This window comes from Azospirillum isscasi, assembly GCF_030849505.1.
Taxonomy (GTDB): Bacteria; Pseudomonadota; Alphaproteobacteria; order Azospirillales; family Azospirillaceae; genus Azospirillum; species Azospirillum isscasi.
Window position 1 is genome coordinate 1 of the sequence record NZ_JAUJFI010000057.1, and the last position, 25574, is coordinate 25574.

General features: G+C 69.5%; 20 protein-coding genes. 9 read left to right on the forward strand and 11 right to left on the reverse strand.

Annotated elements, in window-relative coordinates; all coding sequences use genetic code 11:
* The first annotated feature begins 271 nt into the window (after positions 1-271).
* From QSG27_RS13460 to QSG27_RS13490, 7 genes are all read left to right on the forward strand, one after another.
* Positions 272-1141 carry a branched-chain amino acid ABC transporter permease gene (locus tag QSG27_RS13460; protein WP_306706942.1) on the forward strand — a complete coding sequence of 290 codons (870 nt, stop codon included), beginning with the start codon at positions 272-274 and terminating at the stop codon, positions 1139-1141.
* A complete protein-coding gene (locus QSG27_RS13465; protein WP_306706944.1) occupies positions 1138-2127 on the forward strand; it encodes a branched-chain amino acid ABC transporter permease in 990 nt (329 codons plus the stop codon). Before QSG27_RS13460 ends, QSG27_RS13465 begins: the two co-directional genes overlap by 4 nt.
* Positions 2127-2852, forward strand: coding sequence for an ABC transporter ATP-binding protein (locus tag QSG27_RS13470; RefSeq protein ID WP_306706946.1), 726 nt, complete (start codon positions 2127-2129; stop codon positions 2850-2852). The genes QSG27_RS13465 and QSG27_RS13470 overlap by 1 nt, the downstream gene beginning before the upstream one ends.
* 170 nt (positions 2853-3022) lie before the next feature.
* Positions 3023-4735, forward strand: a complete 1713-nt coding sequence (locus QSG27_RS13475) for a methyl-accepting chemotaxis protein (protein ID WP_306706948.1) — start codon at positions 3023-3025, stop codon at positions 4733-4735.
* A 135-nt stretch (positions 4736-4870) separates the two neighbouring features.
* A complete protein-coding gene (gene lptF / locus QSG27_RS13480; protein ID WP_306706950.1) occupies positions 4871-5992 on the forward strand; it encodes an LPS export ABC transporter permease LptF in 1122 nt (373 codons plus the stop codon).
* Between the two features lie 17 nt (positions 5993-6009).
* Positions 6010-7014 (forward strand): glycosyltransferase family 9 protein, encoded by a 1005-nt coding sequence (locus tag QSG27_RS13485; protein ID WP_306706952.1) that lies wholly within the window; start codon positions 6010-6012, stop codon positions 7012-7014.
* Between the two features lie 85 nt (positions 7015-7099).
* Positions 7100-7573 carry a flagellar biosynthesis regulator FlaF gene (locus tag QSG27_RS13490; RefSeq protein WP_306706953.1) on the forward strand — a complete coding sequence of 158 codons (474 nt, stop codon included), beginning with the start codon at positions 7100-7102 and terminating at the stop codon, positions 7571-7573.
* Positions 7574-7826: 253 nt separating this feature from the next.
* Here the strand turns inward: QSG27_RS13490 and QSG27_RS13495 are convergent, their stop codons facing one another.
* The 3 genes from QSG27_RS13495 to QSG27_RS13505 form a co-directional block, all read right to left on the reverse strand.
* Positions 7827-9899 carry a flagellin N-terminal helical domain-containing protein gene (locus QSG27_RS13495; RefSeq protein WP_306706955.1) on the reverse strand — a complete coding sequence of 691 codons (2073 nt, stop codon included), beginning with the start codon at positions 9897-9899 and terminating at the stop codon, positions 7827-7829.
* The gene (gene flgK, locus QSG27_RS13500) at positions 9896-11302 is read right to left on the reverse strand and encodes a flagellar hook-associated protein FlgK (protein ID WP_306706957.1); all 1407 of its coding nucleotides are present in this window, start codon (positions 11300-11302) and stop codon (positions 9896-9898) included. The genes QSG27_RS13495 and flgK overlap by 4 nt, the downstream gene beginning before the upstream one ends.
* 92 nt (positions 11303-11394) lie before the next feature.
* Positions 11395-14952 carry a flagellar hook-basal body complex protein gene (locus QSG27_RS13505; RefSeq protein WP_306706959.1) on the reverse strand — a complete coding sequence of 1186 codons (3558 nt, stop codon included), beginning with the start codon at positions 14950-14952 and terminating at the stop codon, positions 11395-11397.
* 329 nt (positions 14953-15281) lie between these two features.
* Between QSG27_RS13505 and QSG27_RS13510 the strand changes: the two genes are divergently transcribed.
* On the forward strand, positions 15282-15524 hold the full coding sequence (locus QSG27_RS13510) for a hypothetical protein (RefSeq protein WP_306706961.1): 243 nt from the start codon (positions 15282-15284) through the stop codon (positions 15522-15524).
* On the opposite strand, the gene QSG27_RS13515 is transcribed toward QSG27_RS13510, so the two are convergent.
* Positions 15497-16960 (reverse strand): tetratricopeptide repeat protein, encoded by a 1464-nt coding sequence (locus QSG27_RS13515; protein WP_306706963.1) that lies wholly within the window; start codon positions 16958-16960, stop codon positions 15497-15499. The genes QSG27_RS13510 and QSG27_RS13515 overlap by 28 nt on opposite strands.
* 78 nt (positions 16961-17038) lie before the next feature.
* On the opposite strand from QSG27_RS13515, the gene QSG27_RS13520 reads away from it, so the two are divergent.
* Positions 17039-17371: a DUF1491 family protein gene (locus QSG27_RS13520; protein WP_306706965.1), complete on the forward strand. Its 333-nt coding sequence runs from the start codon at positions 17039-17041 to the stop codon at positions 17369-17371.
* Positions 17372-17393: 22 nt separating this feature from the next.
* Here QSG27_RS13520 and QSG27_RS13525 read toward each other — a convergent pair whose 3' ends face one another.
* The 7 genes from QSG27_RS13525 to QSG27_RS13555 all read right to left on the reverse strand — a co-directional run bounded on the left by QSG27_RS13525 (position 17394) and on the right by QSG27_RS13555 (position 25532).
* A complete protein-coding gene (locus QSG27_RS13525) occupies positions 17394-19895 on the reverse strand; it encodes a sensor histidine kinase (protein WP_306706967.1) in 2502 nt (833 codons plus the stop codon).
* Positions 19896-19902: 7 nt separating this feature from the next.
* On the reverse strand, positions 19903-21438 hold the full coding sequence (locus QSG27_RS13530) for a bifunctional metallophosphatase/5'-nucleotidase (RefSeq protein ID WP_306706969.1): 1536 nt from the start codon (positions 21436-21438) through the stop codon (positions 19903-19905).
* 395 nt (positions 21439-21833) lie between these two features.
* Positions 21834-22214 carry a YecA/YgfB family protein gene (locus QSG27_RS13535; RefSeq protein WP_306706972.1) on the reverse strand — a complete coding sequence of 127 codons (381 nt, stop codon included), beginning with the start codon at positions 22212-22214 and terminating at the stop codon, positions 21834-21836.
* 119 nt (positions 22215-22333) lie between these two features.
* Positions 22334-22795 (reverse strand): tellurite resistance TerB family protein, encoded by a 462-nt coding sequence (locus tag QSG27_RS13540; RefSeq protein ID WP_306706974.1) that lies wholly within the window; start codon positions 22793-22795, stop codon positions 22334-22336.
* A gap of 70 nt (positions 22796-22865) precedes the next feature.
* Positions 22866-23780, reverse strand: coding sequence for a 50S ribosomal protein L11 methyltransferase (locus tag QSG27_RS13545; protein ID WP_306706976.1), 915 nt, complete (start codon positions 23778-23780; stop codon positions 22866-22868).
* A gap of 96 nt (positions 23781-23876) precedes the next feature.
* The gene (locus QSG27_RS13550) at positions 23877-24266 is read right to left on the reverse strand and encodes a GxxExxY protein (protein ID WP_306706980.1); all 390 of its coding nucleotides are present in this window, start codon (positions 24264-24266) and stop codon (positions 23877-23879) included.
* A gap of 69 nt (positions 24267-24335) precedes the next feature.
* Positions 24336-25532 (reverse strand): hypothetical protein, encoded by a 1197-nt coding sequence (locus QSG27_RS13555; protein ID WP_306706982.1) that lies wholly within the window; start codon positions 25530-25532, stop codon positions 24336-24338.
* Between the last annotated feature and the right edge of the window lie 42 nt (positions 25533-25574).

Sequence of the window (25574 nt, forward strand, 5' to 3'; positions counted from 1 at the left end):
GACCGCGTCACCGCCCGCTGCTGGGTCCGCCGCGGCATGGAGGAGGACCCGGCGGTGGCCGCCGCCGCCGGGTCCTGCCTGCGCGACGCCCTGGCGGCGCGGCTGGAGGAGGCGAAGCGCCGGTGATGCGCGCGGCGATCCGCACGGTCGATCCGCACGGCCGATCCGCACTGGGAACTTGCCACGACTACGAAGGACTGCTACGCCGCTCAGGCTTGGCCAACCGGGGCTCCGTTGGCCATTCCGGGGCTCCGCCAAGGGCGAATCGTGAATGCCGTTTGACTATTACCTGAACATCGCCGCGTCGGGCCTGCTGACCGGACTGGTCTACGGGCTGGCGGCGCTCGGCCTGTCGGTCATCTTCGGCGTGGTGCGCGTGGTCAACTTCGCGCATGGCGAGATGATGGTCGCCGGCATGTACGGCGCCGTGCTGCTGGCCGGCGTCCTCGGGCTCGACCCCATCCTGGCGGCGCCCATCGTGGCGGCGGTCCTGTTCGCCTTCGGCTGGCTGTTGCAGCGCGGGCTGGTCAACCGCTTCGTGGAGCGGCCCGAGCACATGCAGTTCATCCTGCTGCTGGGCATCGCGACGATCATCCTGAACGCCATGCTGATGCTGTTCGGGCCGGATTCGCGCAACGTCATGGTGCCCTACAGCTTCGACACGGTGGAGGTCGGGCCGCTGCTGCTCGACGCGGTGCGGCTGCGCGCCGGGGCCGGGGCGATCGTGGTGACGGCGGCGCTGTTCGCCTTCTTCCGCTTCAGCCGCACCGGCAAGGCCATCCGCGCCTGCGCCGACAACCCGCTGGGCGCCCGCGTCGTCGGCCTGAACATCGACGGGCTCTACGCGCTGACCTTCGGCATCGGCGCCGGGGTGGTCGGCATCGCGGGGGCTCTGATGACGCTCCTGGTCGATTCCCGGCCGCAGCTCGCTCCGGAATACACGCTGCTCAGCTTCATCATCGTCATCGTCGGGGGGTTGGGCAGCCTGCCCGGCGCGCTGTTCGGCGGCATGCTGATCGGCCTGTCGGAGGCGATGGCCGGCTTCCTGCTGGACCCCTCGCTCAAATCCCTCTTCAGCTATGGTGTGCTGATCGTGGTGTTGCTGCTGCGCCCGCAGGGCCTGCTGGGGAAACGGTCGTGACGGGGCGGGGGATCGTCCTGCTGGCGCTGTGCGGCGCGCTGCTTCTGGCCGCGCCGATGGTCGCCGACCGCTACGTCCTGTCGGTGCTGACCACGGTGCTGTGGTTTGCCTATGTCGGGCAGGCGTGGAACGTGATGATGGGCTTTTCCGGCCTGCTGTCGCTGGGCCACGCGCTCTATGTCGGGCTGGGGGCCTACGCCAGCGCCGCGCTGTTCGTGCATTTCGGGATCGGCCCCTGGGCGGGGATGTGGGTGGCCATGCTGGCGGCGACGGCGGCGGGGTGCTTCATCGGCTTCCTGGGCTTCCGCTTCGGCGTGCGCGGGGTGCATTTCGCCCTGCTGACCATCGCCTTCGCCGAGGTCGCGCGCATCGGCTTCGACCATTTGCAATGGTTCGGCGGCTCGGGCGGCTTCTTCATCCCGGTGGCCGGCGACGCCGGCAACGACCTGCTGAACCTGCGCGGCTCGCCGGAGCTGTTCTACTATGTGATCCTGGCGCTGGTGCTGGCCGCGCTGGCCCTGTCGCGGGTGCTGCTGCACAGCCGGCTGGGCTACCAGTGGCTGGCCGTGCGCGAGGAGCCGGAGGCGGCGGAGGCGGTCGGCGTGGACCTGTTCCGCGCGCGCATCGCGGCGGTGGCCGTGTCCTCGGCGCTGACGGCGCTGGGCGGGGTGTTCCAGGCCTTCTACTTCAACAACCTGTTCCCGGAGCAGGTCTTCTCCATGGGCCGCTCCATCGAGATCATCCTGCCGGCCATCGTCGGCGGCATCGGCACGCTGATCGGGCCGATCCTGGGGGCCTTCATCCTGACCCCTCTGGGCGAGCTGCTGACCTTCCTGATCGAGGTGACCGGTTTCGACCTGCCGGGCCTGAAGCAGCTGTTCTACGGGGTGGCGCTGGTGGTGATCGTCGTGTACCGCCCGGACGGGGTGTGGCCGTGGCTGGCCGCCCGGCTGGGCCTCGTCCGCCGTCCGGGGGAGGATGCGTGATGGCGGAGCTTCTGGAGGTCGAGGGCCTGTCCAAGCGGTTCCGCGGGCTGAAGGCCGTCTCCAACGTCGGCTTCTCCGTGCCGGAGGGCCGGATCGTCGCGCTGATCGGCCCGAACGGCGCCGGCAAGACGACCACCTTCAACCTGATCGCCGGCGTTTTTCCGCCCGACGAGGGGCGGGTGCACCTGAAGGGCGCGCCCATCACCGGGCTGAAGCCCAACCGCATCTGCGCCGCCGGCATCGGGCGGACCTTCCAGATCGTCAAGCCCTTCGGGCAACTGTCGGTCGAGGACAATGTGGTGGTCGGCGCGCTGGCCCGCGAACGCTCGGTGGAGGCGGCGCGCCGCCACGCCCGGCAGGTGCTGGAGCGGCTGGGGCTGGCCGACCAGGCCGCCCGCCCGGCGCGCAGCCTGACCCTGCCGGACCGCAAGCGGCTGGAGGTCGCCCGCGCGCTCGCCACCCGTCCGATCCTGCTGCTTCTGGACGAGGTGCTGGCCGGCCTGCGTCCCACCGAGGTCGACCGCATGGTCGAGGTGCTGCGCGACCTGAACCGGCGCGAGGGCATGACGATCCTGATGATCGAGCATGTGATGCGCGCCGTAATGGCCCTGTCCGACCGGGTGGTCGTCCTGGACCATGGTGAGAAGATCGCCGATGGTCTGCCCGCGGAAGTTGTTGCGAATCCCAAAGTGATCGAATCGTATCTGGGAGCCGAAGACATCTGACCGGCCGCCGGCAATCGGGACCGTGGAAACCGGCAATACTCCCATCTCATGGCAACACTCCATTAATGTTTGTTGGGCCATCATTCATTCCAAGCTAAGGGCAACGGCCGGAACAGCAACGTCCGGTCGAAAAAGAAGCGTCCGACAAGGGCGTGGCACCGGAGGAATGAATGAAGGCACTCGGCAACCTGCGGATTGGCCGGCGGCTGACCATCGGTTTCGCGGCGGTGATCGCCGTGCTGGTGGTGACGGTCGGCACCGGCCTGCTCCTGACCGACAACGGCAAGACGCTCAGCCGTCTGGTGGCCGATGTCCGCATGCCGACGGCGCTGGCCGGGCAGGGCATCGTCACGGCGGTCACCGCGACCAACGCCGCCATGCAGGGCTATCTGCTGACCAACCGCGAGGATCTGAAGCAGGAGCGCAACCTCGCCTGGGACCGCATCGACGCCCTGCGCAAGGAGATGGACGGCCTGTCGGCCCGCTGGACCGACCCGCAGGTGCGGGCGATCTGGGACGCGGTGAAGCCGCTCCTGAGCGATCTGCGCCGCGACCAGGACATGGCCGAATCGCTGGGCACCATCGGTGACCAGATGGGTGCGCTGAACTCCCTGAACGACGACGCGATCCCGCGCGCCAATCAGGTCATGAGCCTGCTCGTGGGCGACGCCCGTTCGGACGGCGCCAGCGGCATGATCCCGCGCCAGCGCGCGTTGCTGCAGGCCGACACGGAGGGGATGATCCGGGGCGCCGACCAGCTTGTGATGGTGCAGGCGGTGCTGCTGACGCTGGGCCTGCTGATCGCCGTGGCGGCGGTGCTGCTGACCTCCCGCTCCATCGTGCGGCCCCTGGCCGCCATGACGGAGGCGATGCGGCGGCTGGCGGACGGCGACTCCGCGACCCATGTCCCGGCGACCGGGCGGGGCGACGAGATCGGGCAGATGGCCAAGGCCGTGCTGGTCTTCAAGGACAACATGATCGCCGCGCGCGAGGCCGCGGAGCGCGAGCGCGCGGAGCAGGAGGCCCGCGCCCGCCGCGCCCGCGCCATCGAGGAGCTGACCGGGCGCTTCGACCGCGAGGCGGCGGCCGTGCTCGGCTCCGTCTCCGCCGCCGCGGTGCAGATGAAGGCGACGGCCAGCCAGCTCGCCGCCACGGCGGAGCAGACCTCGCGCCAGTCGGTCACCGTGGCCGGCGCGTCGGAGCAGGCCAGCGCCAACGTGCAGACCGTCGCCACCGCGACGGAGGAACTGGCCGCCTCGGTGCAGGAGATCGGGCGGCAGGTCGCCAGCAGCACCGCCATCGCCGACGAGGCGGTGCACAAGGCCGAGCGGGCCGACTCCGCCATGCGCAGCCTCGCCACCGCCTCGGCGGAGATCGTGGCGGTGATCGACCTGATCACCCAGGTGGCCTCCCAGACCCGGCTGCTGGCGCTGAACGCCACCATCGAGGCGGCGCGGGCCGGCGAGATGGGCAAGGGCTTCGCCGTCGTGGCGGCGGAGGTCAAGGCGCTGGCCGACCAGACCACCCGCGCCACCGACGAGATCGCGGCGAAGATCGCCTCCGTCCGCAACGAGACCGACGGGGCGGTCGCCTCCATCGGCGACGTGATGGGCACCATCGGGCGAATCAGCGAGGTCGCCTCGGCCATCGCCGCGGCGGTGGAGCAGCAGCAGGCGGCGACGCGGGAGATCGCCCGCAACATCCAGCAGGCGGCGGAAGGCACGCACGATGTCACCTCCAACATCGCCGACGTGAACCGGGCGGCCAGCGAGACCGGCAGCGCCGCCCGCAACGTGCTGGAGGCCGCGGGGTCGCTGTCCGATCAGGCCGACGGCCTGCGCAGCAAGGTGGAGGTGTTCCTGTCGGCGGTGCGCACGGCCTGAGGCGGGGGGAATGTCCTGCGGGGCGGGGCGGAGCGGGCAAAAGATCGGTGCGCCGGGTCTCTTTCCAGATCAGCACTTGACCCGGACGCCCGAGCCCGTCAGCTTCTCGCCGGGCTTCCCCCGTGACGTATGCACATGAACCGACTGCAACGCTATCTCTTCCGCAATCTTCTGATCGCCCTTCTCTATTCCACGGCCGGCCTGACCTTGACGATCTGGCTGAGCCAGTCTCTGCGGCTGATCGAGATGGTGGTGGAGGCCGGGGCGCCGATGCGGGTGTTCCTGTGGCTTCTCGTCCTGACGGTGCCGACCTTCCTCGGCATCGTGCTGCCGCTGGCGCTGGTGGGGGCGGTGTTGTTCACCTACAACCGGCTGGCCACCGACAGCGAGCTGGTGGTGATGCGCGCCGCCGGCGTCGGCCCCTTCGCCCTGGCCGCGCCCGCGATGCTGCTGGCCTCCGGCGTGACGGTGGTCGTCTATGTGCTGAACCTGTGGCTGACGCCCGCCGCCCACCAGGAGCTGGTGCGCATGGAATACGCCGTGCGCAGCGACTATTCGCAGCTTTTCCTGCGGGAGGGCGTGTTCAACGAGGTCGGCGACCGCTTCAGCGTGTTCGTGCGCGAGCGCGACAGCGAGGCCAACCTGCACAACGTGATCATCCATGACGGGCGCGTGCCGGAGAAGCCGGTCACCATCATGGGCGAGCGGGCGGTGATGCTGACGGGTTCGGAGGGGGCGCGCTTCGTCGTCTTCAACGGCAACCGGCAGGAGCTGGACCGCAAGACCAACCGCCTGTCGCAGCTCTTCTTCGAGCGCTACGCGGTGGATCTGAAGGTGCTGAGCAGCGCCAGTGGGGAACGCTATCCGGACGCCCGCGAACGCTCCACCGACGAGCTGGTGAACCCGCCGCCCCAGTTGGCGGGGGACCCGAAGATGATGCGCGATCTGCTGGCGGAGCTGCATCACCGCCTGTCCTCGCCGTTGCTGGCGCTGGCCTACACCATGGTGGCGCTGGCCAGCCTGCTGTCGGGCGAGTTCAACCGGCGCGGCCAGTCGGTGCGGGTGACCACGGCGGTCCTGGTGGTGATGGCCATCCAGGCGGCGGTCCTCGGCCTGACCAGCCTTGCCGCCAAGGTCAGCGTGCTGGTGCCCCTGATGTATGTGCTGCCGGTGGTGACGCTGGTGCCGGCGGCCTGGATCCTGTCGCGCAACCTGCGGCGGCGCGTGCCGCCCGGCGGCGAAGCGGCGGCGGGCTGAGAGGGGCGGGGCGGACCTTGCGCATCCTGTTCATCACCTCCAACCGGCTGGGCGACGCGGTTCTCTCCACCGGCCTGCTGGCCCATCTGACGGAACGGCATCCGGACGCCGCCCTGACCATCGCCTGCGGTCCGCTGCCGGCGCCGCTGTTCCGTTCCGTGCCGGGGCTGGAGCGGCTGATCGCCATGCCGAAGCGGGCCTGGGCGCGGCATTGGGCCGACCTGTGGCTGGCCTGCGCCGGCACGCGCTGGGACATGGTGGTGGACCTGCGCAACTCCGCGGTCAGCCGGCTGGTCCTGGCGAAGCGCCGCTTCTTCCACACCCGCGCCCCGCATCTCCACAAGGTGGAGGAGATCGGACGGGTGCTGGACCTGTCCCCGCCGCCGTCCCCCCGCCTGTGGATCGACGCCGCCGCGGAGGCCGAGGCCGGCCGGCTGCTGCCCGGCGGCGCGGAACCGTTCCTGGCGATCGGCCCGACCGCGAACTGGACCGGCAAGGAATGGCCGGCGGACCGCTTCGCGGCGCTTGCGGCGCGGCTGACCGGCCCCGGCGGGCGGCTGTCCGGCCTGCGCGTGGCCGTCCTGGCCGCCGGGCCGGAGCGGGAGCGCGCCCGGCCCGTTCTGGACGCGCTGGGCAGCCGGGCCATCGACCTGACCGGGCGCACCGACCCGATGGCCGCGGCGGCCTGCGTGCGCCGGGCGGCGCTCTATGTCGGCAACGATTCCGGGCTGATGCACATCGCCGCCGCCGCCGGGACGCCGACGGTCGGGCTGTTCGGGCCGGGCTTTCCGGAAACCTATGGCCCCTGGGGCGTGGCGGCGCGCACGGTGATCAGCCGTGTTCCCCGCTCGGAGCTTCTGGCCCGCCAGAAGGCCGATCCGCAGGCCACCGGCCTGATGGACGGCATACCAGTGGAGGCGGTCGAACAGGCGGTGGGCGAGCTGCTCGGGCCTGTAACGCCGGATCGCCGCGAAGTCGTGACAAATCCTTGCAAATCACTCGGGACAGGTCCCTTAAGTTGACAATGAAGTGAGGATGGCTGACAATCCTTATGGTCCGGACTGATTCAGCACTGCTTCGTCCGGCTGCCTGTCCCGAGGGTTTGGAATGAAGCCGACACCGACATACGCGAACAAGCCGACCTCGGATAATCCCCGTGATGTTGAGGCTTGGGCTTTGGCGGAGGCGTCGCGCCGCCTGATCGATGCCGGGCGCAGCCCCGTGAACGAGGAGGCGCTCCGCGCCGCCCTGCAGCTGAACCAGCGCCTGTGGACGATCTTCCAGGCCGCCATGACCGAAGAGGATTGCGGCCACCCGCCGGAGGTGCGGACCAACATCGCCGCCCTGTCGCTGCTGGTCGACCGCGAGACGGTCGCCCGGCTGATCGATCTGGACGTGTCGAAGCTGGAAACGCTCATCAACATCAACCGCTCGGTGGCCAGCGGCCTGACCGCCCGCCCCGATGCGCCGGCCCAGGGACAAGGCGCCGCCCCGCAGGCCGCGGCGCGTCCCCCGATGGCCCCGCAGGTTCCCGCGCCGGACGGCCAGCCGCCGCGCCAGTCGCTCCGGATTTCGATCTGAGTTTCCCGGCGGGGGTGGTCGCATCGGCCCCCCACCCTGACCCTTCCCCACCGTCGGCGGGGGAGGGAACTCCGCATCACACGTTTCGATTTCCTCCCCCATGAAAATTCCCTCCCCTGCGCAGCTCTCGCGCAAACCATAGGTTCGCGCTGACGCGGCAGGCGGACCTTTGGTCCGCCGAGAGCGGGGGAGGGTCAGGGTGGAGACCCGATGCGGGGGCCGGCCCGGTTCCGGCGCCGGATGCCGTCCAGCCTCAGGCGATGTAGTTCAGCAGCGACAGCTTCTGGCGCTGGCCGGCGACCGTGTAGGCGGCCTCCAGCGCGTTCATGGATGTGCGCAGCCGCGCCGCCACCTCGGTCTCGTCGATGCCCTCGATGCCGGCGATGCGCTCCACCACCGTGGCCGACGCGCTGGTGTGGGCCGTCTTCTTCTCCTCCAGCGTGGCGAGGTCGGAGGCCACCTTGGAATGGACCGACCGCACCTCGTCCTTGGCCTGGGCCATCAACTCGCGCGACTTGGTGATGTACTCCTCGTACTTGCCGGGGTTGGACGCGGCGACGTGGGCCATGCGGAAGGCGGCGACCAGCTTCTGGAAGGCGCGGTCGTCGCTGGTGACGCCATAGGTCAGCGTCTGGCCGTCGTCGATGGTGACCGCGGCCTTCTCCCACGCCTTGCCGTTCTTCCGGTTCGACATGTACTCCGAATCGTAGAAGGGCAGATCCGGCGGGTCCACATAGGGCACGTCGGTCAGGGCGTCGGCCTGCGACGGCAGGGTCGCCACCGAGATGGTGTTGTCGATCTGGCCGTTGACCGCGCGCACGGAGGTGGTGAACTGCTGCACGCGCGATGGATGGTTCGGGTCCATCGGGTTGTTGCTTTTCAACCAGATGGTCGGACCATCCATGGGGGCCAAGGGGTCGTCGGGATTGTTGTGCGGAGACACCGGTGGCACCGGGCTTGTATTCCCGAGCTCGGTGCGCAGCTTGGCGGCCACCTCCGACACGTTGGTGACGCCGTTGTTGTAGTCCTTCTCCGTGACCGTGTAGCGGACCGTGTATTGCTGGTAGACCGGCAGGTCCTCCGGCTCGTTCGGATGGTCTGCGTAATATTTGCGGTTGAAGGGGTCGTCCGGGTCGCCGACGGCGATGTTGATCTCGTAGGTGTCGCCGATGTCCACCTTGTCGCCGGTCAGCGTGAAGCTGTCGAACTGATGCACTCCGGTGCTGAGAGTCTTCTGGTCGGTGGTCGGCGTCGTGATCGAGTTGTCCACGTTCATCGAGTTCTGGACACGCGCCTTCACGTCGAACTTTTGGCTCGGGTCCTCGCTGATCAGCGAGATGACGCCGTTGGACGCGGCGGCGATGATCGGCAGTTTCGGGTTGGCCGACTGGATCAGGCTGTTCAGCGTGTTGGCGACGAAGGTGACGGTCTTGGGGTCGGTGTCCTGGACCTGATAGCCGAAGGGCTTGCCGTCGATGGTCACCTCGAAATAGTCCTCGGGGTTGACCATCGACCCGTTCAGCGTCACGCGGGTGGACTGCGGCTGGGCCAGCAGGTCGCCCACCGGCTCCGTGCCGTAGCGGGACCCGGCGAACAGGTAGCGGTCGCCGAACTGCTCGTTCAGAAGCTGCTGGATGTCGCGCAGCGCGCCCTCGACGCGGTCGCGCATGTCGTTGGCCTGCGGCCAGCTCACCGTGAAGCTGCTGCTGGACGCCGCGGTGAGCTGGTCGAAGTTCAGGTTCAGGACCGCGCCGTCGCCGGGACCGCCGGACATCTTGAAATTGTAGCCGCCGCCGTCGCTGGGCGGCACGGTCTTCAGGTTGATGGTGCGGGTGGTCTTGCCGCCCAGCCCATCGGTCACCGTCACGTCGAACGACCCGTTGACCCCTTCCTTCGACGGGACGGAGGTCACGGTGTAGCGGGCGTTCTGCGTGAAGGTGGACTTGTCGGGGTTGACCGACAGCTTCAGCGCGTCCGGGTTGCTGTTGAAGGCGGAGGTGACGCTGGCCGGCCCCGGCTGGAACGGCATCAGGTTGCTGCTCTGCCAGTCCGTGGCCAGCTTCTCCAGGCTGTTCAGCACCGTGTCCGTCGCCTTCACGCGCGGCGACGCGGTGTTGATGTTCTGGACGTAAGCCTCGCGCTGGGTCAGTTCCGCGCGCAGGGCCAGCAGCTTCTGGGTCTCGGCCCCGTAGGCGTTGAGGTCGGTGGATTTCTTGCCGGTGGTCAACTGCTCCGAGAGCGTGTCCACCCGGTTCTGGCCGTTGGTCAGGTTGCGAACCAGGCCAAGATACTTGGCGTAGCTGCTGACTTGGGTGACGGAGCTCATCGGACGATCGCCTCCAGCGCGTCAAACATCGTGTTGGCCACTTGCATGACCCGTGCCGACGCGGCGTAGGAGGTCTGGAGCTGCTGAAGATTGGCGATTTCCTCGTCGATGTTGACGCCGGTCGTCGCGTGATAGCGCTCCTCCAGGATCTGGCGGGAGTCCTTGTCCAGCGTGGTCTTGTCCAGGGCGGACTTGGCCGCGGCCATCCAGCCGCCGGTGATGTTGCTGGTGATGCTGCTGAAGGACGCGCCTTCCAGCTTCAGCCCGTCGGCCTGGAAGGTCCGGCCCGTGGCGCCGAGCGCCGTCACCACGTCCTTGATGGCGGACGCCTTGATCTTCTTGCTGTTGTCCAGCAGGTTCTCGTTCACGCGGATGGTGAAGCGGTCGTTGCCCATGAAGAACTGGGTGGGTTCCTCGCCCGGCACCGTCTTCGCCCGGTCGTAGGCGTCGCGGAAGCTGGTGGGCTCGCCCGGCTTGGTCGAGCCGGTGAACATCTGCGCGTAGGCGTCGAGCTGCGAACGCAGCTTGCGGATCACCTCGGTGGTCGGGTCGGCGCTGGCCGCCTGCGGCGGGTTGGCGGTGGAGCCGTCGGCGCGCAGGTTCATCAGCGCGGCGACCTTGCCTTCCTTCAGGTGCTGGTTGACGTTGGTGACTTGATTGCCTACCGACAGGTTGATATTGCCGCCCTCATAGGAAAGATTTGCCGCCTGGCTGTCCACCAGCGCCAGCCCGGTGGGGGTGAAGACGGCCACCCGTCCGTCCGGGCGGGTCATCGTGCGCACGCCGACGTAGGTGCTCAGCTCGCGGATCAGCCCGTCGCGCTTGTCGGCCACCTCGTTGCCGGCGGAGCCGTAGCCCTGCAGCGAGACGATGTTGTTGTTGATGCTCTCGATCTCCTTCAGCAGCCGGTTCACCTCGCCGACCGACTGGCTGAGATCGCCCTGGATCTCCCGGTCCATGTCCTCCACGCCCTGGGACACGCGGACGATCTCGCGCGAAAAGGTGTCGGCGGCCTGGACGAGCTGGTACTGCGCGACCTCGCTTTCCGGCGAGGTCTCCACCGCCTTCCAGGCGGCCTGGAAGGATTCGGCGTACTGGTTCAACTGCGGCTTGCCGCTGGTCGTGCGCAGCAGGTCGCCCAGCTTCTGCATGTAGGACGATTGGGTGGCCGACGAGCCCTCGCGCGCGGTCAGGTCCTGCACCTGGCTGAGCAGGGCGGAATCGACCTCGCGGCGGTATTGGGAGGTGAGGACGAACCCGTTGGAATCCAGCACGTTCGACACGGTGTGCCGGGTGCGGGTGGGATCGTCGGCGCGGGCGACGTTGTCCGAGACCAGCTTCACCTGGGCCTGGACCGCACGGAGGCTGGCCGTCGCGCTGCCGAGGGCGCCGAAGAGGGACATGGCCGTTGGACCTTTCGTCTACGGAGGAGGCGGTCTGTGGGGGTCCGGGCGGGCCGCGGGTCACGCGGCCGCCCGCCGGTTCAGGACCGCGCTTAGCGCTTCAGGCCGAGAACTTCCTGAAGCATCTCGTCGGAGGTCGTGACGATCTTGGTGTTGGCGGAGTAGGTGCGCTGGGTGACGATCAGCTTGGTGAACTCGTCCGCGATGTCCACGTTGGAGGATTCCACGCTGTTGGCGATCACCGCGCCGGCGCCGTTGGTGTCCGGATCGTTGAAGTTCGGGCGCCCGCCGTCCTCCGTCTCGATGTAGACGCCGCCCGCCTCGCGCTGGAGCGCGTTGGGGTTGTTGAATGTGACCACCGGGATGCGCCCGATGACGCGGCTGCGGCCGTTGTCGTAGTTCACGATCACGTCGCCGTTGTCGCCGTAGACCACCTCCTTGAACTGGCCACGGGACGCGCCGTCCTGGACGAGCTGGGTGACGTTGATCTCCGTGCCGGCATACTGGGTCACGCCGCCCGACTTGCCGATCTGGCCGACGTTCAGCGTGATCTGCTGCGGGCCGAAGCCATAGTCCACGGTGAAGGTGACGTTGGCGTCCGCCCCCACCGTCTGGTTGGCGGAGGTCACCGCCGTGCCGGTGCCGACCTTCGCCGTGCTGATGCTGGTGATGGTGCCGACATTCTCCGGATCGGTGCCGAAGCTCAGCTGGATGTGGGCGGGCGTGGTGCCGGCGGTGGCGTAGGTTTCCAGCGCAAACTGGTCGGCGTCGGTGCCGGTCTGGGTCTTGGCGACCACGTTCAGCACCGCGCCTTCGGCGCTGGCCGTCACCGGCAGCGAGGTGTTCTTGTTGATCAGGTTCGCCAGATTGGCCGCGATGGTCTCCATCGACGTCTCGGCGCCGGTGGTGCGGTAGGTCACCGGCGAGCCGTTGATGGTCACCGTGTATTCCGCGTCCTTGTCGCCGGGCGAGCCGGTCAGCGTCACCGACTGCTTCTGGCGCACGCCCTCGACGTTGGCGACGCCGCCGGCGCCGATGTTCAGCGTGCCGGAGCTGCCGGTCGCGTTATCGATGTTGGCCGTCGCCTCGAAGCGGCCGGTGGAAGCGGTGTTGTGGGTGATGGTCAGGCGCCCGCCGGTGGCCGTGGCGGTGACGTTCAGGTTCTCGGAGTTGATCTTGTTGGCCAACTGCTGCAGCACGCCGGAGATGTCTTCAAGGCTGCCGTAGTTGGACTTGTCCACCTTCACCGAGATGGGCGTGCCGTCCACCGTCACCGTGTAGGTGTCGCCGATGTCGATCTGGGTCTGCGGGAACGAGAATTCCTGCCGCTGTCCGCGGGTTTCCGTCGGCTCGCTCTTGGTCGGGCCATTCTTCTGGTTGTTGGAGGCGGCGCCGGACGTGTACTCCTGGCTCACCTTGAAGGGCGTGCCGGGATTGCGGGCGGTCAGCTTCACTTCGGAATTGACGACCGTCGCGATCACCGGCGCCTGGGGCCGGGCGGAGTTGATCTTCGCCGCCAGCGCGTCGGCGATGCCGCCATAGTCGCCCATGGTCAGCACGTTGTCCGCCGTCACCGACACGGCGTAGGGAACGTTGTCCACGCTGATGGTGTAGGTGTCGCCGACGCGGACGTTGTCCGTTCCCTCGATCGCCAGCTTGTTGCCGCTGATGTTCAGGGGCGTGTTCGCCACCGTGCCGTCGAGCTGCAGGCCGCCGGTCGCGGTGACGGTCGCGCCGACGGCCAGGCCGGCGTTGTTGATCTGGTCCCGGAGGTCCTTCAAGACCCCGTCCATGTCCTTCAGATTGTTGATGTTGTTGTATTTTACGGTGGTCGTGAAGGTCTGGTTCAGGACCGTGACCGAATACTGGTCGGGCACATGCAGGGTGGTCGCGGCCGGGAAGGTGAGAAGGGTGCTTTCCATGACGCCGGGCCCGGCGGCCTGCAGGGTCGACGCCGTGGCGCCGGTGTAGGTGGCCGGGCTCGTGGACTTGATGTCGTTCTTGCGGGAATCCGCGTTGATGACGCGATAGGACGAGTTGAAGGTGGGCACTGCCGCGGAGGCGTCGAGGACGAGCTGGTTGGCGGCGCTGCCCGCGGCGGCACCGGTGGCCGCCGTGCCGATGGCCGCGGTGACGCCGATCGCCGGAACCTTCGCGTTGATGAGGGCGCTCATGCGGGCCACGACGGCGTCGATGCCGGTGGGGGGGACCAGGGACCCGTAGATGTTGGCGATGCTCATGTTGGTCACGCCCGTGGTGGGCGTGCCGGTGTCGTTGTTGGCGGTCACCCGCACCCGGAATTCCTGTCCGGCCACGGTGATCCGGAACTCGTCGCCGACGTCCACGGTGGCGTTGGAGAAGGTGAAGGTGCTCTGCTGACGGTTGCCCGGGTCCAACCCGACCGGGGCCGTGCCGGTCGGGTTGGTGGACGGGCCGCTGACCGTGCTGAGCTGCGGGCTGGCGTTGGTGAACAGGCCGCTGACCTGGACCGGCGCACCGTCCAGCGTCTCGACGAGGATTTTGCGCGAATCGTCCGGGTCGATCTTGGCCGAATAGGGGGCCGGCGTCATGGCGTTGATCTGGCCGGCCAGCTCGTTCGCGACGTCGGCGAAGGACGTGAAGCTGGCGATGTCGCGCTGCTCGGGAATCAGCGGGTCCAGCGGAGGAATGGCCAGTTCCACGCTCGCCACCACGGCGCCGTTCACCGTCAGGCTGTACCTGTCGCCGACGCGCAGGTTGTCCTGCGAGGAACCGTTCGGATACAGGGAATCGCTTGGGTAGTAGTTGGTCCGGCCGCTGATGGTCACCGACGACTTTGGAATGGAGGTCGTGCCGTTCACCAGCACGTTGCTCTCCTGGGCCACCGGAGTGACGCCGGCCACCGCGCCGCCGGTCTTCATGTCGGCGGCGCCGCCGGCGAAGGTGCCGGCGACGGGCTGCATGGAGCTGCCCGGCGCGTCGATGCCCAGGCGCCAGTTGTTGGCGCCGTCCTGACGCCAGTTGAACTGGACGGTCCGCGCGTTGCCCTGCGTGTCGTAGACCTGGATGCTGGACGGCGGGATCGCCTCGCCGGGTTTCGGCGTGGCCGGCAGGTTGGCGCCCAGCGTGATGCTGTTGGTCGCCTGCGGCTTGTCGGTCATCGTGTTGACCTGGAGCGGCTGCACCACGTCCTTCGACAGTTGCCCGTTGGTGTCGTCCACGATCCAGCCGTTCAGCGCGAAGCCGGCGCTGTTCACCAGATAGCGGTTCTTGTCCAGCTCGAAGTCGCCGACGCGGGTGTAATAGACGTTGTCGGCGTTCAGCGTGCCGGTCTGGGTCTGCACCGTCTCGCCCTGCTGGCCGGGGCCGGTCAGGCCGCGGCTGAGCTTGGACACGCTGAAGAAGCCCTGGCCCTGGATGGCGGCGTTGGTCGGGCTCTGCACCTGGGTCAGGTTGCCCTGGATGTTGTTCATGAAGACGGGCGCCGCCGTCACGCCGCCCGGAGCGTGCAACCGCTCGTTGGACTGGAGCACCAGCGTCTCGAAGGCCGTGTTGACCCGCTTGTAGCCGACCGTCGAGGCGTTGGCGATGTTGTCAGAGATGTGACCGAGGGCCTTCGACTGCGCGCTCAGGCCGAGGACGGCGGTGGTCATCGAACCGAAGATGCTCATGGCCAGGGATCTCCACACGGAAAGGGCATTGATCGTTGCCATTCGGGTAAGCAAGGACGATGCCAACTGTCCGGCCAAGGCTAACGCGCTGATTTGTATGGGCAAGGCTGTGGAGAGGCCGCACCGGTCCGCTTTTTGCCGCTTGCTGGGAAAAATTGGCCTAGCGCCCCGGGCGGGGGGAGGGAAGAAAGCTCCCGTCGGGTCGGCCGGTCCGCTCGATATGACCTAAGGACAGGGCGTGGCCGGGCGGGGCCTGCGGTAGAACGGGGGGAGGAAACGGAAAATCGCGTCGGCGGCGGTGCCGCCGGGGGGAGGCCGGCTTGGACCGCATGGAGCAACTTCTGATACCGTTGCTGGGAGCCGCGCTGCTGGGGCACGCGCTCGGCACCCTGCCGCTCCGCTTCGACCCGCCGGCTCCGCGGCCCTTCGACGTGGCCGCCTTCAACGCAACCCTCGTGGCGGCGGACCTGTCCGCGCCGCCGTTTGCGCCGTCATCTGCGCCGTCATCCGCGGCCCGGCGCCCGGCCTTGGGTGGGGACGATCCCTACGACTGTTTCTGCGGCGCCAACTGAGCCGATCGATCGGCGGCGAACCGCTCCAGCGCCGCGGCGACGGACCGCAGGACGCTGTTCCAGTCGCCGGGGCGGGGCTGGCGGAACAGGCGCAGCGACGGGTACCAGGGGCTGTCCGCGCGGTCGAGCAGCCAGCGCCAGTCGGGCGCGTAGGGCAGCAGCAGCCACGCCGGCACGCCGAGCGCCCCCGCCAGATGGATCGTCGCCGTGTCCACCGCGATCACGAGGTCCAGATTGGCCAGGATGGCCGCGCTGTCGGCGAAGTCGCGGATGCCCGCGGTCAGGTCGGGCAGGGCGGCGGGCCGGGCCGCCTGGGCGTCCCCGGTCTGAAGGCTGAACAGCCGCAGGCCGGGCGTCTCCAGCAGCGGCGTCAGCCGGTCCGCAGGGATGGAGCGGTTGCGGTCGTTGCGGTGTTTGGGGTTGCCCGCCCAGACAAGGCCCACCCGCGGCCCGCCGTCCATCCCCGCCTCGGCCTTGGCGATCCGGGCGCTCCAGCGCGCCACCTCGTCGGGATCGGCGGAGAGGTAGGCGGGCGGTGCGGGGATGTCCTCCAGCCCGGTGCCGAAGGCGTGCGGCAGGCTCATCAGCGGGCAATGGACGTCGTGCGGCGCCGGGGCCGGGCCGCGCACCAGAACCTGGATGTCCGGTCCCAGCGAGCGCAGCAGGCGGTGTTGCAGCGGATGCACGTCCAGGATCACCCGCCCCTCGGCGCGGGCCACCAGCGGGGCGTAGCGGGCGAACTGGATGGTGTCGCCGAATCCCTGCTCGGCGTGCAGAAGGATGCGCCGGCCCTCCAGAGGCTCCCCGGTCCAGGGCGGCGCGGGCAGGCGGCGCGGGCGCCATTCGAATTCCTGCCAGCCCGCGCGCAGGTCGCCCCGCACCAGCCGTCCGACGGCGCGGGCCAGATGCGCCTCCGCATGGTTGGGGCGGGAGTCGAGCAGCGCGCCCAGGCAGGCGTCGGCCTCCGCGAACCGGCGCGCGTCGCGCAGCACGACGCCCTGGTTGAGCAGCGTGTCCGGGTGGCCGGGCCGCAACCGCGCCGCGCGCTCCAGCCAATCCAGCGCGGACGGATAATCGGCCAGCGTGTGGCGCACCGAGCCGAGGTTGGTCAGGGCGTCGGCCAGCGCCGGGTCCAGGGCCAGGGCGCGGGTCAGCGCATCCTGCGCCCGCTCCACCCCGCCCATGGCGCGCAGGGCGCCGCCCAGGTTGGCCCAGGGCTGCGCCGCGTCGGGACGGAGCCGCAGCGACCGGGCGATCAGCGCCGCCGCCGCGGCGTGGGCGCCGTGCTGCGCCTCCGCCACGCCCAGCAGGTGCAGGGCGTCGGGCTGCGCCGGCTCCACCGCCAGCACGACGCGGTAATCCTGCGCCGCCTCGGCGAGGCGCCCGGCCATGTGGTGGTTGACGGCGGCGTCGAGAACGTCCAGGAGTGTCGCCATGTCCGTTGTCTACACCGGGGCCTTGCGGAAGGCGAGCCCCCGAGACGTTCGGGATCGGGGATATTCGCGGGGATTTCGATGGACGACCGGCTGCCGACGCATCTCTGGGTGATGGCGCACATCCGCGCCGCCGACGCGGAGGGCGTCACGATGATGGTTCTGCGCAAGGGCGACCCCAGCCGCGGCACCGTCATCCTGAAGCTGAACCGGCTGGACCGGACCTTCAGCGTTCTGGTCCAGGTGCGCGAGGAGGAGCGGCTGCGCTGGTCGCGCGGCACCGGCGCCGAACCGGTGGACGAGGCCACCGCCGACGCCTACATCGCCCGCCAGACCCGCTACGATCCCGACGTCTGGGTGATCGAGGTCGAGGACCGCAAGGGCCGCCACTGGTTCGAGGGCGAGGTGCGCTGAGGTCCGGAAGGAGGCCGCCGGATCACACCAGCTCCGCCTTTCCCGCGGCCGCCCCCGCCGTCGGCGTGACGCGGGGGAAGCGCAGGATGAAGCGGGTGCCTTCGCCGGGGATGCTGTGCACCGTGATGGTGCCGCGCAGCGTGCCGGTGACGAGGTTGTAGACGATGTGCAGCCCCAGCCCGCTGCCTCCGCTGCCGCGGCGGGTGGTGAAGAAGGGGTCGAAGATCTTCGGCAGGATGTCCGACGGGATGCCCAGCCCGTCGTCGGCCACCGTCAGCTCCACCTGATCCTGCGGCAGCCGGCGGGCGGCGATGGTCAGCCGGCCCGGATGATGCGGCGTGAAGGCGTGGGTCAGCGCGTTGATGACGAGGTTGGTCAGGATCTGCGACAGGGCGCCGGGATAGCCGTCCAGCTCCAGACCCTCGGGGCTTTCCAGGCCGATGTCCAGCCCGGCCACGTCCTTGTAGGCGGGGCGCAGGCTGCGCAGCAGTTCGCCGATGTAGGTCTTCAGCTCGAACCGGCGGCGTTCGTCGCTCGACTGGTCCACCGCGACCATCTTGAAGCTCTGCACCAGATCGGCGGCGCGCGTGCTGTTGGACAGGATCAGCCGCGCCATCTCCCCGCCGTCGGCCAGGAAGCGCTGGAACTCCGATTTCTTGATCGAACCGGCGGCGAGCTGGCGGGTCAGCTCCTCGAACTGGATGGCGAGCTGCGAGGCGCCGGTGATGGTGATGCCGATGGGCGTGTTGACCTCGTGCGCGACCCCGGCGACGAGCTGGCCGAGCGAGGCCATCTTTTCCGCCTGGATCAGGCTGGCCTGGGTCTCCTTCAGGTCGCGCAGCGCCTGCTCCGCCGAATCGCGCGACCGGCGGAGCGCCGCCTCCGCCTCGACCTCGCGCGTCACGTCCACGACGATGGACTGGACGGCGGTTTCCCCCTTCCAGTCGATGCGGCGGCTGGTCAGCTCGACCCAGCGCTCCGCCCCGTCCAGCCGGCGGGCGCGCAGGCGCCGCCGGTCGCTGGGCAGGCCGGTGGCGACGATGTGGCGGTAGTTGTCCTCGACCAGGGGGCGGCTGTCCTCCGCGATGAAATCGAGCACCGACCGCACCCGCAGCGTCCGGTCCAGGCTGCTGCCCAGCATCTGGAGGAAGGCGTCGTTGGCGTAGAGAGGGCGGAAGTCGCGGTGGATGATGATGCCCTGGATGGACCCTTCCACGAGGTCGCGGAAGCGCCGCTCGTTGTCGGCCAGATCCATCTGGCGGCGGTCGATCTCGTCGATGAAGTAGCGGATGGAGGCGGCGATGTCGGTGATCTCGTCGTTGCCCTCCACCGGGACGGTGGCGTCGCTGCCCGACAGGCGGGCCAGCACCGCGCCGTTCAGCGCCACCAGCCGCGAGGTCAGGAAGCTGCGGAAGAACAGATGGACCAGGATGGCCAGCAGGATGGACGCGGCGCCCAGCACCATCACCATGCGCGAGCGTTCCTGGATCATCGCCGCCAGATCGCCGGTGCGGTCCATCGACTGGTCGTGGATGGCGTCGAACAGGGCCAGGGTGAAGCGGTCCACCGTCTCCACCAGGACGCGCGACTGGCCGGACAGCGCCTGGGCGCGGTTGCGCGCCTGCAGCCGCTCGGCGGAGCTGTCGAACAGCCCGTCCGGCGCCACCAGGAGCATGGCGAGATCGGCGCGGATGCGCTCCATGGCGGAGCCCTCCGGTTCGGGCGTGGCCGCGGCGAGGCGGCCCAACTCGGCCAGCGTGTGCTCCGCGTTGCGGCGCTCCACCCGCAGCCGGTTCAGATGGTCCATCTGCATCGCGCCCGCGGCCCGCGCCATCAGCGCGCCCGCCCGCACCGCCCAGGCGCCCAGCATTCCGGCCCCGCCGGGGGCCGCCGTGGACAGGCCGGTGCCGGGCTCCGCCCCCGGCAGCCGTTCCAGCGCGTCGGCAAGCTGGGCCAGCGCGCGGATCGCCTCCGCCTGACGGGCGCCGGCCTCGATCTGCCGTCCGACCTCGGCGTTCAGGTCGGCCACCGTCGCCGCCAGGATCAGCAGGGTGGACTGGGCCTGCTCCAGCAGCCGTCCCTCATCGCCCCTGCCGTCGCCCCTGCCGTCGCTGTCGTCGTGCTGTTCGCCCTGCAGGTGGAGGTCCTGCATGCGGTCCACCAGCTTGCGCAGGAACTCCAGTTCGCTGACGAGTTCGTCGTAGATGGCCCGGCGCTGCGGGGTGGTGGCCGCCCCGGCCAGGACGGGCAGCCGGGCGACCAGCTTCTGGAGCGAGCCGCGCAGCTCCGCGCTGGTGATGACCTTCGGCAGGGTGGTGGTGGAGAGGGCCGACACCTCCCCCCGGAACAGCTGGAAGGAGGACAGCGACACGCCGCCGATCAGCAGGACCAGCGCCGTCATGATGGTCAGGCCGATGGTGATGCGCAGGACGATGCCGGCGCGCGGGCGATGCCGCCGGGGCAGCCGGGCGGCGCCGGGATCGCCGTTGCGGCCGCCGGAGGGCGGCGGGACCGTGGAATCCATCGTCCGGTTACCGCTGAACCGTGAGGCGGCCGTCGAGCCGCGGCGCGAAGACGCCCGTGCGGGCGATCCGGCTGGCCACGATGGTCGAGACGAAATCGGCGTCCCGGTCGTCCACCAGCCGCGGGGCGGTGGACAGCATCCCATAGCCGTCCCCGCCGTTGGCGAGATAGCTGCCGGTCGCCAGCCGGAAGCGGGCCTCCGGCTCCACCGGCTTGCCGCCCACCGTCAGCGCCATCACCCGCTGGCCGGGCGGGCGGGCCGCATCGACGACGACGCGGGCGTTGGACAGGTGCGGGAAACGGCCCTGCAACTGCTCGATTCCGGAAAAGCCGAACTCCAGCGCGTCGCGCAATTGCTGCCCGGTGACCTCGATCAGCACGGCGGTGTCGTGGAAGGGAAATTCGGTCTGGATCTCCCGGCGCGTCCACACCGTGCCCGCCGCATAGGCGCGGTCGCCGCGGAAGGAGCCGCCGTTGATCAGCGCCACGTCGGCGTCCATCGTCTCGCGCAGCGAATCGGCGACGGTGTTGGCGAAGGCGTTCTCGGCGGCGCGCACGGCCTCGCGCCGCGTGTCGATGGGCGAATCGAGCCGGCCCACCTGCATGCCCAGCATGCTGTCCAGCCGCGCGCGGTACGCCTTGGCCTGCGTGTCCAGCGCGGCGTCGGGCGGCACGCCGGCGGTGTCGATGGCGCGCACGCCGCTGCTCCACACGGTGCGCGCGGCGCCGTCCCGGGTCACCTTCTCGGCGGTGATGTCCAGCGCCAGGACCCAGGCGGCCTGCGGCTCCACCGTCGCCTTCAGGGACTTGCCGTCGTAATCCACGGCGACCACCCGCCCGCGGTCCTGGTAGAGCACGATGTCGGCGGCGCCGGAGGCGATCACGTCCCGGTGGGTGCCGCCGGAATCGCCGGTCAGCGCCACCACCAGATCGGCGCCCGCGGCGCGCATCTCCTTCGCCTTCTGGGCCAGGACCGGACCCGGCGGCAGGAAGTCGGTCCGCGGCGACCGGGTGATCTCTCCCGTCCGCGCCGGCACCGCGGCCAGCACGCCGACGCGCAGCGGGCCGGCGTTCAGCATCGTCCGGTCCTCCAGCCCGTCCAGCGGCTTGCGGGTCTGGCGGTCCACCGCGTTGGTGGTGACGATGGGGAAGTTCGCTTCGAAGGCGCGGGTCATCAGCACGTCGTCGCCGTGGTGGAACTCCCGGTTCAGCGCCGCCATGGCGTCGATGCCGACCCCGTTCAGCAGGTCGATGACATGCGCCCCCTGGTCGTAGAAGGACAGGACGGAGGGGGCCAGCGACTGCCCGCCGTGCAGGACCAGCACGGTGCCGCGCGCCGCCCGCTCCTGCCGGACCAGCGTGGCGAGCCGGGCGATGCCGCCGCGTCCCTGGACGTCCTCCAGCTCCGTCGTGCTGTGGGCGTAGAGGATGGTGAAGCGGACCGGCTCCGCCCGCGCGGCCCCGGCGGCCAGTATCCCGAGAGCCAGGGCGAAAACCGGGCGCAGCCAGTCGCCCTTGCCGAATCCGCCCCTACCGAATCCCATGCCGCCATTCCCCATCCAGCGCCCGCCGCGGTCATTCCCGCCGCGGGACGCACCCCAATTCCGCGCGGGATTATGCGCGTTCGCGCCGCGGTGGTGAAGCTGTACCGAGGATGACAAATCGCCCCGCGCCGCGACGGGAGTTCACCCCCCTCGCCACCGGTCCCCGGGGAAAGCACAAAGGTTGAGAAAAGCACAGGAAAATTTCGGCATATGCGGGTGCTGCACCGCACCTATGTTGCATTGGTATTACCAGTTTGGGGAGGGTTGCCCCTATTCTCCGCCTGCCCATTCTCGGGGCGTTTCCTCCCTAGACTCAAGGCCGGAGCCGATGCTCCGGCCTTTTTTTCGTCCCACCCGTCCCGGACGCCGCAAGGGAGGCGATGGGCACGGAGCCGTCAGGTGCCCGAAAGCTCCCGGCGGAAGGCCCGGCCCGCCATGGCGGCCACCCGTTCCAGCGCCGCCCGGTCCGCGCCGTCGCGAGCCGCCGCCGACAACCCCATCATCGCGACCAGCACGAAGTCGGCCAGCGCGTCGGCGCGGTCCGGCGCCTCGGCCACGCGGCCGGCCGCCAGCCCGGCCTTCAGGGCGCGGAGCTGGCCGGCGAGCTCCTCCGGAAGCCGCTCCCCGACCAGGACCATCCAGCCGTCGGGTTCCATCCCCTCCGGCGCCGCCAGCACCCCGGCGACGAGGCTGCGGATGTCCGCGGGGGTTTGGGGCACGCCCGCTTGGGCCAAAAGCTGCGCCAGGGTTTCGTCGCCGCGGTAAGCGCTGGACACGGGGCCTGATCCTCATCCGGTGAAGCCGACCGCGACAGGCTAGGCAGGGACGCTCCACCGCGCAAGAGCGGGAAAGGGCATGGGCGGGCGAGCGTCCGGGTTTTCAGGCTCCCCGACGCTCAAAGCCCGGAGTCGTCGGGCAGCCCCAGCCGCGCCAGGACGCGCTTGCGCGCAGCGCCGCGCTCCACGTCGGAAACGTGCAGCAGGCCGCCGATGCGGCGCAGCAGGTTGGCCTCCAGGTCGTTCAGTTCGCCGTCGGCGTAAGCGACCTCCCACAGCATCTCGATGATCCACAACCGCTTGTCCGGCGGGCAATGGTCGTTGATGACCGTGACGTATCGGTAATAGGGCGAGGCGCCCTCCGTGTCGAACACGGCGGCGGACAGCAGGTCCTGCGCCTCCTCCTCGCTCAGGTGGAAGTGGCGGCGGGTGACGTCGAGGATGCGTTCGCGCTCCGCCGCGGAGATGGTGTCGTCGGTGCGCGCGGCCTCGACGAGCAGGGCGGCGGCGGCGGCCTCCAGCCTGTGGCGGTCGTCGCCGGGGTCGTTCTCCTGGAACAGCGCCCTGATCCGGTTCAGCATCGGTCCCCCTCTGGTCGTCCATGCCCTTGGAACAGGAGATGGCGACGGGAGGACCGAAAACCAGGGGATCTCAGCCCTTCGCGGCCTTCCGCTTCGGGCGCTTCACCACAAGGGTGGTCCATTCGCCGACCGGAATGCGGGAGACGAGGTGCAGTCCCTGGGCGCGGTGCGCCTGGATGACGTGGCGCTCCTGCCGGTTCAGCAGACCGGCCAGGACGGCGACCCCGCCGCGCTGCAGATGGCGCTTGAGCTGCGGCGCCATGCGGGCCAGCGGGCGGGCCAGGATGTTGGCGGTGATCAGGCGGTAGGGCTTGTGCTTGCCCACCACGGCGGTGTGGTAGCCGTCGCCGCCCTGCGAGCGGATGCGCGCCTTCACCCCGTTGATGGCGGCGTTGACGCGGGTGACGCGCACCGCTTCCGGGTCGATGTCCACGGCGGTGACGGGAACCCGCCAGCGCTTGGTCACCGCCAGCGCCAGGATGCCTGAGCCGCAGCCCATGTCGAGCGCCCCGCCCCGCCCGCGGTGCGGCAGCGCCATGCGGCGGGACAGCCGGTCCAGAGCCATCAGGCACCCCTTGGTGGACCCGTGCTCGCCCGTGCCGAAGGCGGTGGCGGCGTCCACCAGCAACGGGACGCTGCCCGCCGGGACGATGCCCTCATGATGGGAGCCGTGGACGAAGAAGCGCCCGGCCTGGATCGGCGGGAAGCCCTGGTAGCTGTGCGACACCCAGTCGATGAGCGGCAGCTCCTCGATGATCAGCTTGGGCTCGGGGATGCCCACGGCCTCCGCCAGAATGGCGACGCGGGCGTTCAGCCGCGGCTCGTCCGGCTGACCGTAGACCGTCGCCTCGACCAGCCAGTCGCCGCCCTCCTCAAGCTCGAACGTCGACACCGCGTCGGCGTGATCGCCGATCGCCTCGGCGAACGCGGGGGCGTGGGCTTCGGGGATGACGAGCGCGATGCGCCAGAGCTTGGTGGGGGACATGGGGGATCCGCTATCCGGGGGAAATCGTCGCGACGGAGGCGGTTTTACCACCAAGACACAAAGACACAAAGATTTTCACAAAGTCAGTCGGATCCGTCAGAGCACCCTGCGCCGGACACCGTCCTTGAAACGCGGCACGTTGAAATTCATCAGGAAGCCAAGACGATGCCCCGTCATCCGCAGGTAGGTCAGGAGTTGCGCTTCATGGACCGGCACCATGCGCTCGACCGCCTTGATCTCGATGATGATTGAATCGTCGACCAGAATATCGACGCGAAACCCCTCATCGATCCTCACATCATCATAATGAACGGGAACGATCACCTGCCGTTTGATTGAGATGCCACGCTTGGACAATTCGTGGGCGAGGCACGCCTCACAGACGGATTCCAGCAGTCCGGGACCGAGACGGCTGTGGACGGTGTAGCCCGCATCCATCACCTCGCGCGACAAGGTGTTCAGCGCAGGGGATACGGCCATGTCCATGAGGAAACAGCCTTCGTGAAATTCTTTGTGCCTTCGTGTCTTTGTGGTGTCCCGTTACCGCCTCAGCCCTCACCGCCCCGACAGCCGGTCCGCGATGTCGTGCATGCCCTGCTCGCGCAGGATCGCCTGACGGTGGCGGACCAGCCGGCGGGCCAGAGCCTTTTCCACCACGGCACCGCCCAACAGGCGCCCCTGCGCGTCGCGCAGGTGGGTGGCGAGATGGTCGGCCAGCAGCGCCTCCTTCTTCGGGTCGCGGCGGTCGAGCGGCTGGGTGCCGTTCAGCGATTGCTGGATGCGGTCCAGCAGAACGGCGCGGCAGGACGGCGCACGGCCCTGGACGATCAGCGCCCCGATGTGGGCCAGCAACGGGCTCACCGGCTCGCTCTTCGGCTGCGGGTCGCGGCCCAGGATCAGGTCGGCCAGCGCGCACAGCCCCAGGGCCAGGTTCGGCTGCGCCCCCAGAAGCTCCTTCACCAGCTCGGCGGAGCCCAGCGCGTCGGCCATCACCCCGTCGAGGAGGCCGAGGTGCCGCGGTTCCACGTCCGGCCCGATCAGGTCCAGGAGCATCTCCAGCTTGCCCGCCAGCGAATTGCGGTCGGCGAGATGGACGGTGAGTTGGCTGAGGAAGGCGAAATCATGCCCCTCCTCCCCCACCGCGGCGGCGATGGCCCGGCTGGAGCGGGACAGGTCGGCGGGGTCAAAGGGCGGCAGGCCCTTGCGCTCCGCCTGGAAGTCGCGGGCGCGGGCCATAGCCACGTCGGCGAAGGCCCGCAACTCGCGCGCCCGTGCCGGCACCGCCACCCCGTGCCGGTCCGCGTGGTGGCGGGCCACCGCCTGAATCGCCGCGCCCAGCAGCAGGCCCTGCTCGTCCAGCTTGCGCAGATAGGTCCAGGAATGGAGAAGCTCGGTCGGGGTGATGCGGAACTTGTCGAGGAAGGGGCGCAGCAGCCGCCCGGTGACCGCCCGCGCCTCGAAGCCGTAGAGGTCGCCGGGGGCCGTGCAGTAGGGCGCGCCCTCCGCCGTTCCCCCCAGCATCATGGGCTTGTCCTTCACCACCGGAACGGCCTTCTGGAAAATCACCGTTTCCAGCGACAGCCCGGCCAGCGTCCGGAACCGGAGCACCTTCACCTCCTCCACGCCGCTGACCGCCAGCCAACTGCGGGCGGAGGAGAGGGCCCGACGCTCATCGTCGAAGGTGCCTTCGATCGTCCACCGGCCTTCCCGGCGGATCTGGACCTCGAATGCGGTGCTGCTCTTGCCGAACACGGGGGCGGTTCCGTGGCTGTGGGGGCGATGCCGGACCCCAGA

Excerpts from the sequence above, each read along its gene's own strand:
- QSG27_RS13460 (WP_306706942.1), top strand. The coding sequence starts at position 272 with ATGCCGTTTGACTATTACCTGAACATCGCCGCGTCGGGCCTGCTGACC.
- QSG27_RS13470 (WP_306706946.1), top strand. The coding sequence starts at position 2,127 with ATGGCGGAGCTTCTGGAGGTCGAGGGCCTGTCCAAGCGGTTCCGCGGG.
- QSG27_RS13475 (WP_306706948.1), top strand. The coding sequence starts at position 3,023 with ATGAAGGCACTCGGCAACCTGCGGATTGGCCGGCGGCTGACCATCGGT.
- lptF (WP_306706950.1), top strand. The coding sequence starts at position 4,871 with ATGAACCGACTGCAACGCTATCTCTTCCGCAATCTTCTGATCGCCCTT.
- QSG27_RS13490 (WP_306706953.1), top strand. The coding sequence starts at position 7,100 with ATGAAGCCGACACCGACATACGCGAACAAGCCGACCTCGGATAATCCC.
- QSG27_RS13495 (WP_306706955.1), bottom strand. The coding sequence starts at position 9,899 with ATGAGCTCCGTCACCCAAGTCAGCAGCTACGCCAAGTATCTTGGCCTG.
- flgK (WP_306706957.1), bottom strand. The coding sequence starts at position 11,302 with ATGTCCCTCTTCGGCGCCCTCGGCAGCGCGACGGCCAGCCTCCGTGCG.
- QSG27_RS13505 (WP_306706959.1), bottom strand. The coding sequence starts at position 14,952 with ATGAGCATCTTCGGTTCGATGACCACCGCCGTCCTCGGCCTGAGCGCG.
- QSG27_RS13510 (WP_306706961.1), top strand. The coding sequence starts at position 15,282 with ATGGAGCAACTTCTGATACCGTTGCTGGGAGCCGCGCTGCTGGGGCAC.
- QSG27_RS13515 (WP_306706963.1), bottom strand. The coding sequence starts at position 16,960 with ATGGCGACACTCCTGGACGTTCTCGACGCCGCCGTCAACCACCACATG.
- QSG27_RS13520 (WP_306706965.1), top strand. The coding sequence starts at position 17,039 with ATGGACGACCGGCTGCCGACGCATCTCTGGGTGATGGCGCACATCCGC.
- QSG27_RS13525 (WP_306706967.1), bottom strand. The coding sequence starts at position 19,895 with ATGGATTCCACGGTCCCGCCGCCCTCCGGCGGCCGCAACGGCGATCCC.
- QSG27_RS13530 (WP_306706969.1), bottom strand. The coding sequence starts at position 21,438 with ATGGGATTCGGTAGGGGCGGATTCGGCAAGGGCGACTGGCTGCGCCCG.
- QSG27_RS13540 (WP_306706974.1), bottom strand. The coding sequence starts at position 22,795 with ATGCTGAACCGGATCAGGGCGCTGTTCCAGGAGAACGACCCCGGCGAC.
- QSG27_RS13545 (WP_306706976.1), bottom strand. The coding sequence starts at position 23,780 with ATGTCCCCCACCAAGCTCTGGCGCATCGCGCTCGTCATCCCCGAAGCC.
- QSG27_RS13550 (WP_306706980.1), bottom strand. The coding sequence starts at position 24,266 with ATGGACATGGCCGTATCCCCTGCGCTGAACACCTTGTCGCGCGAGGTG.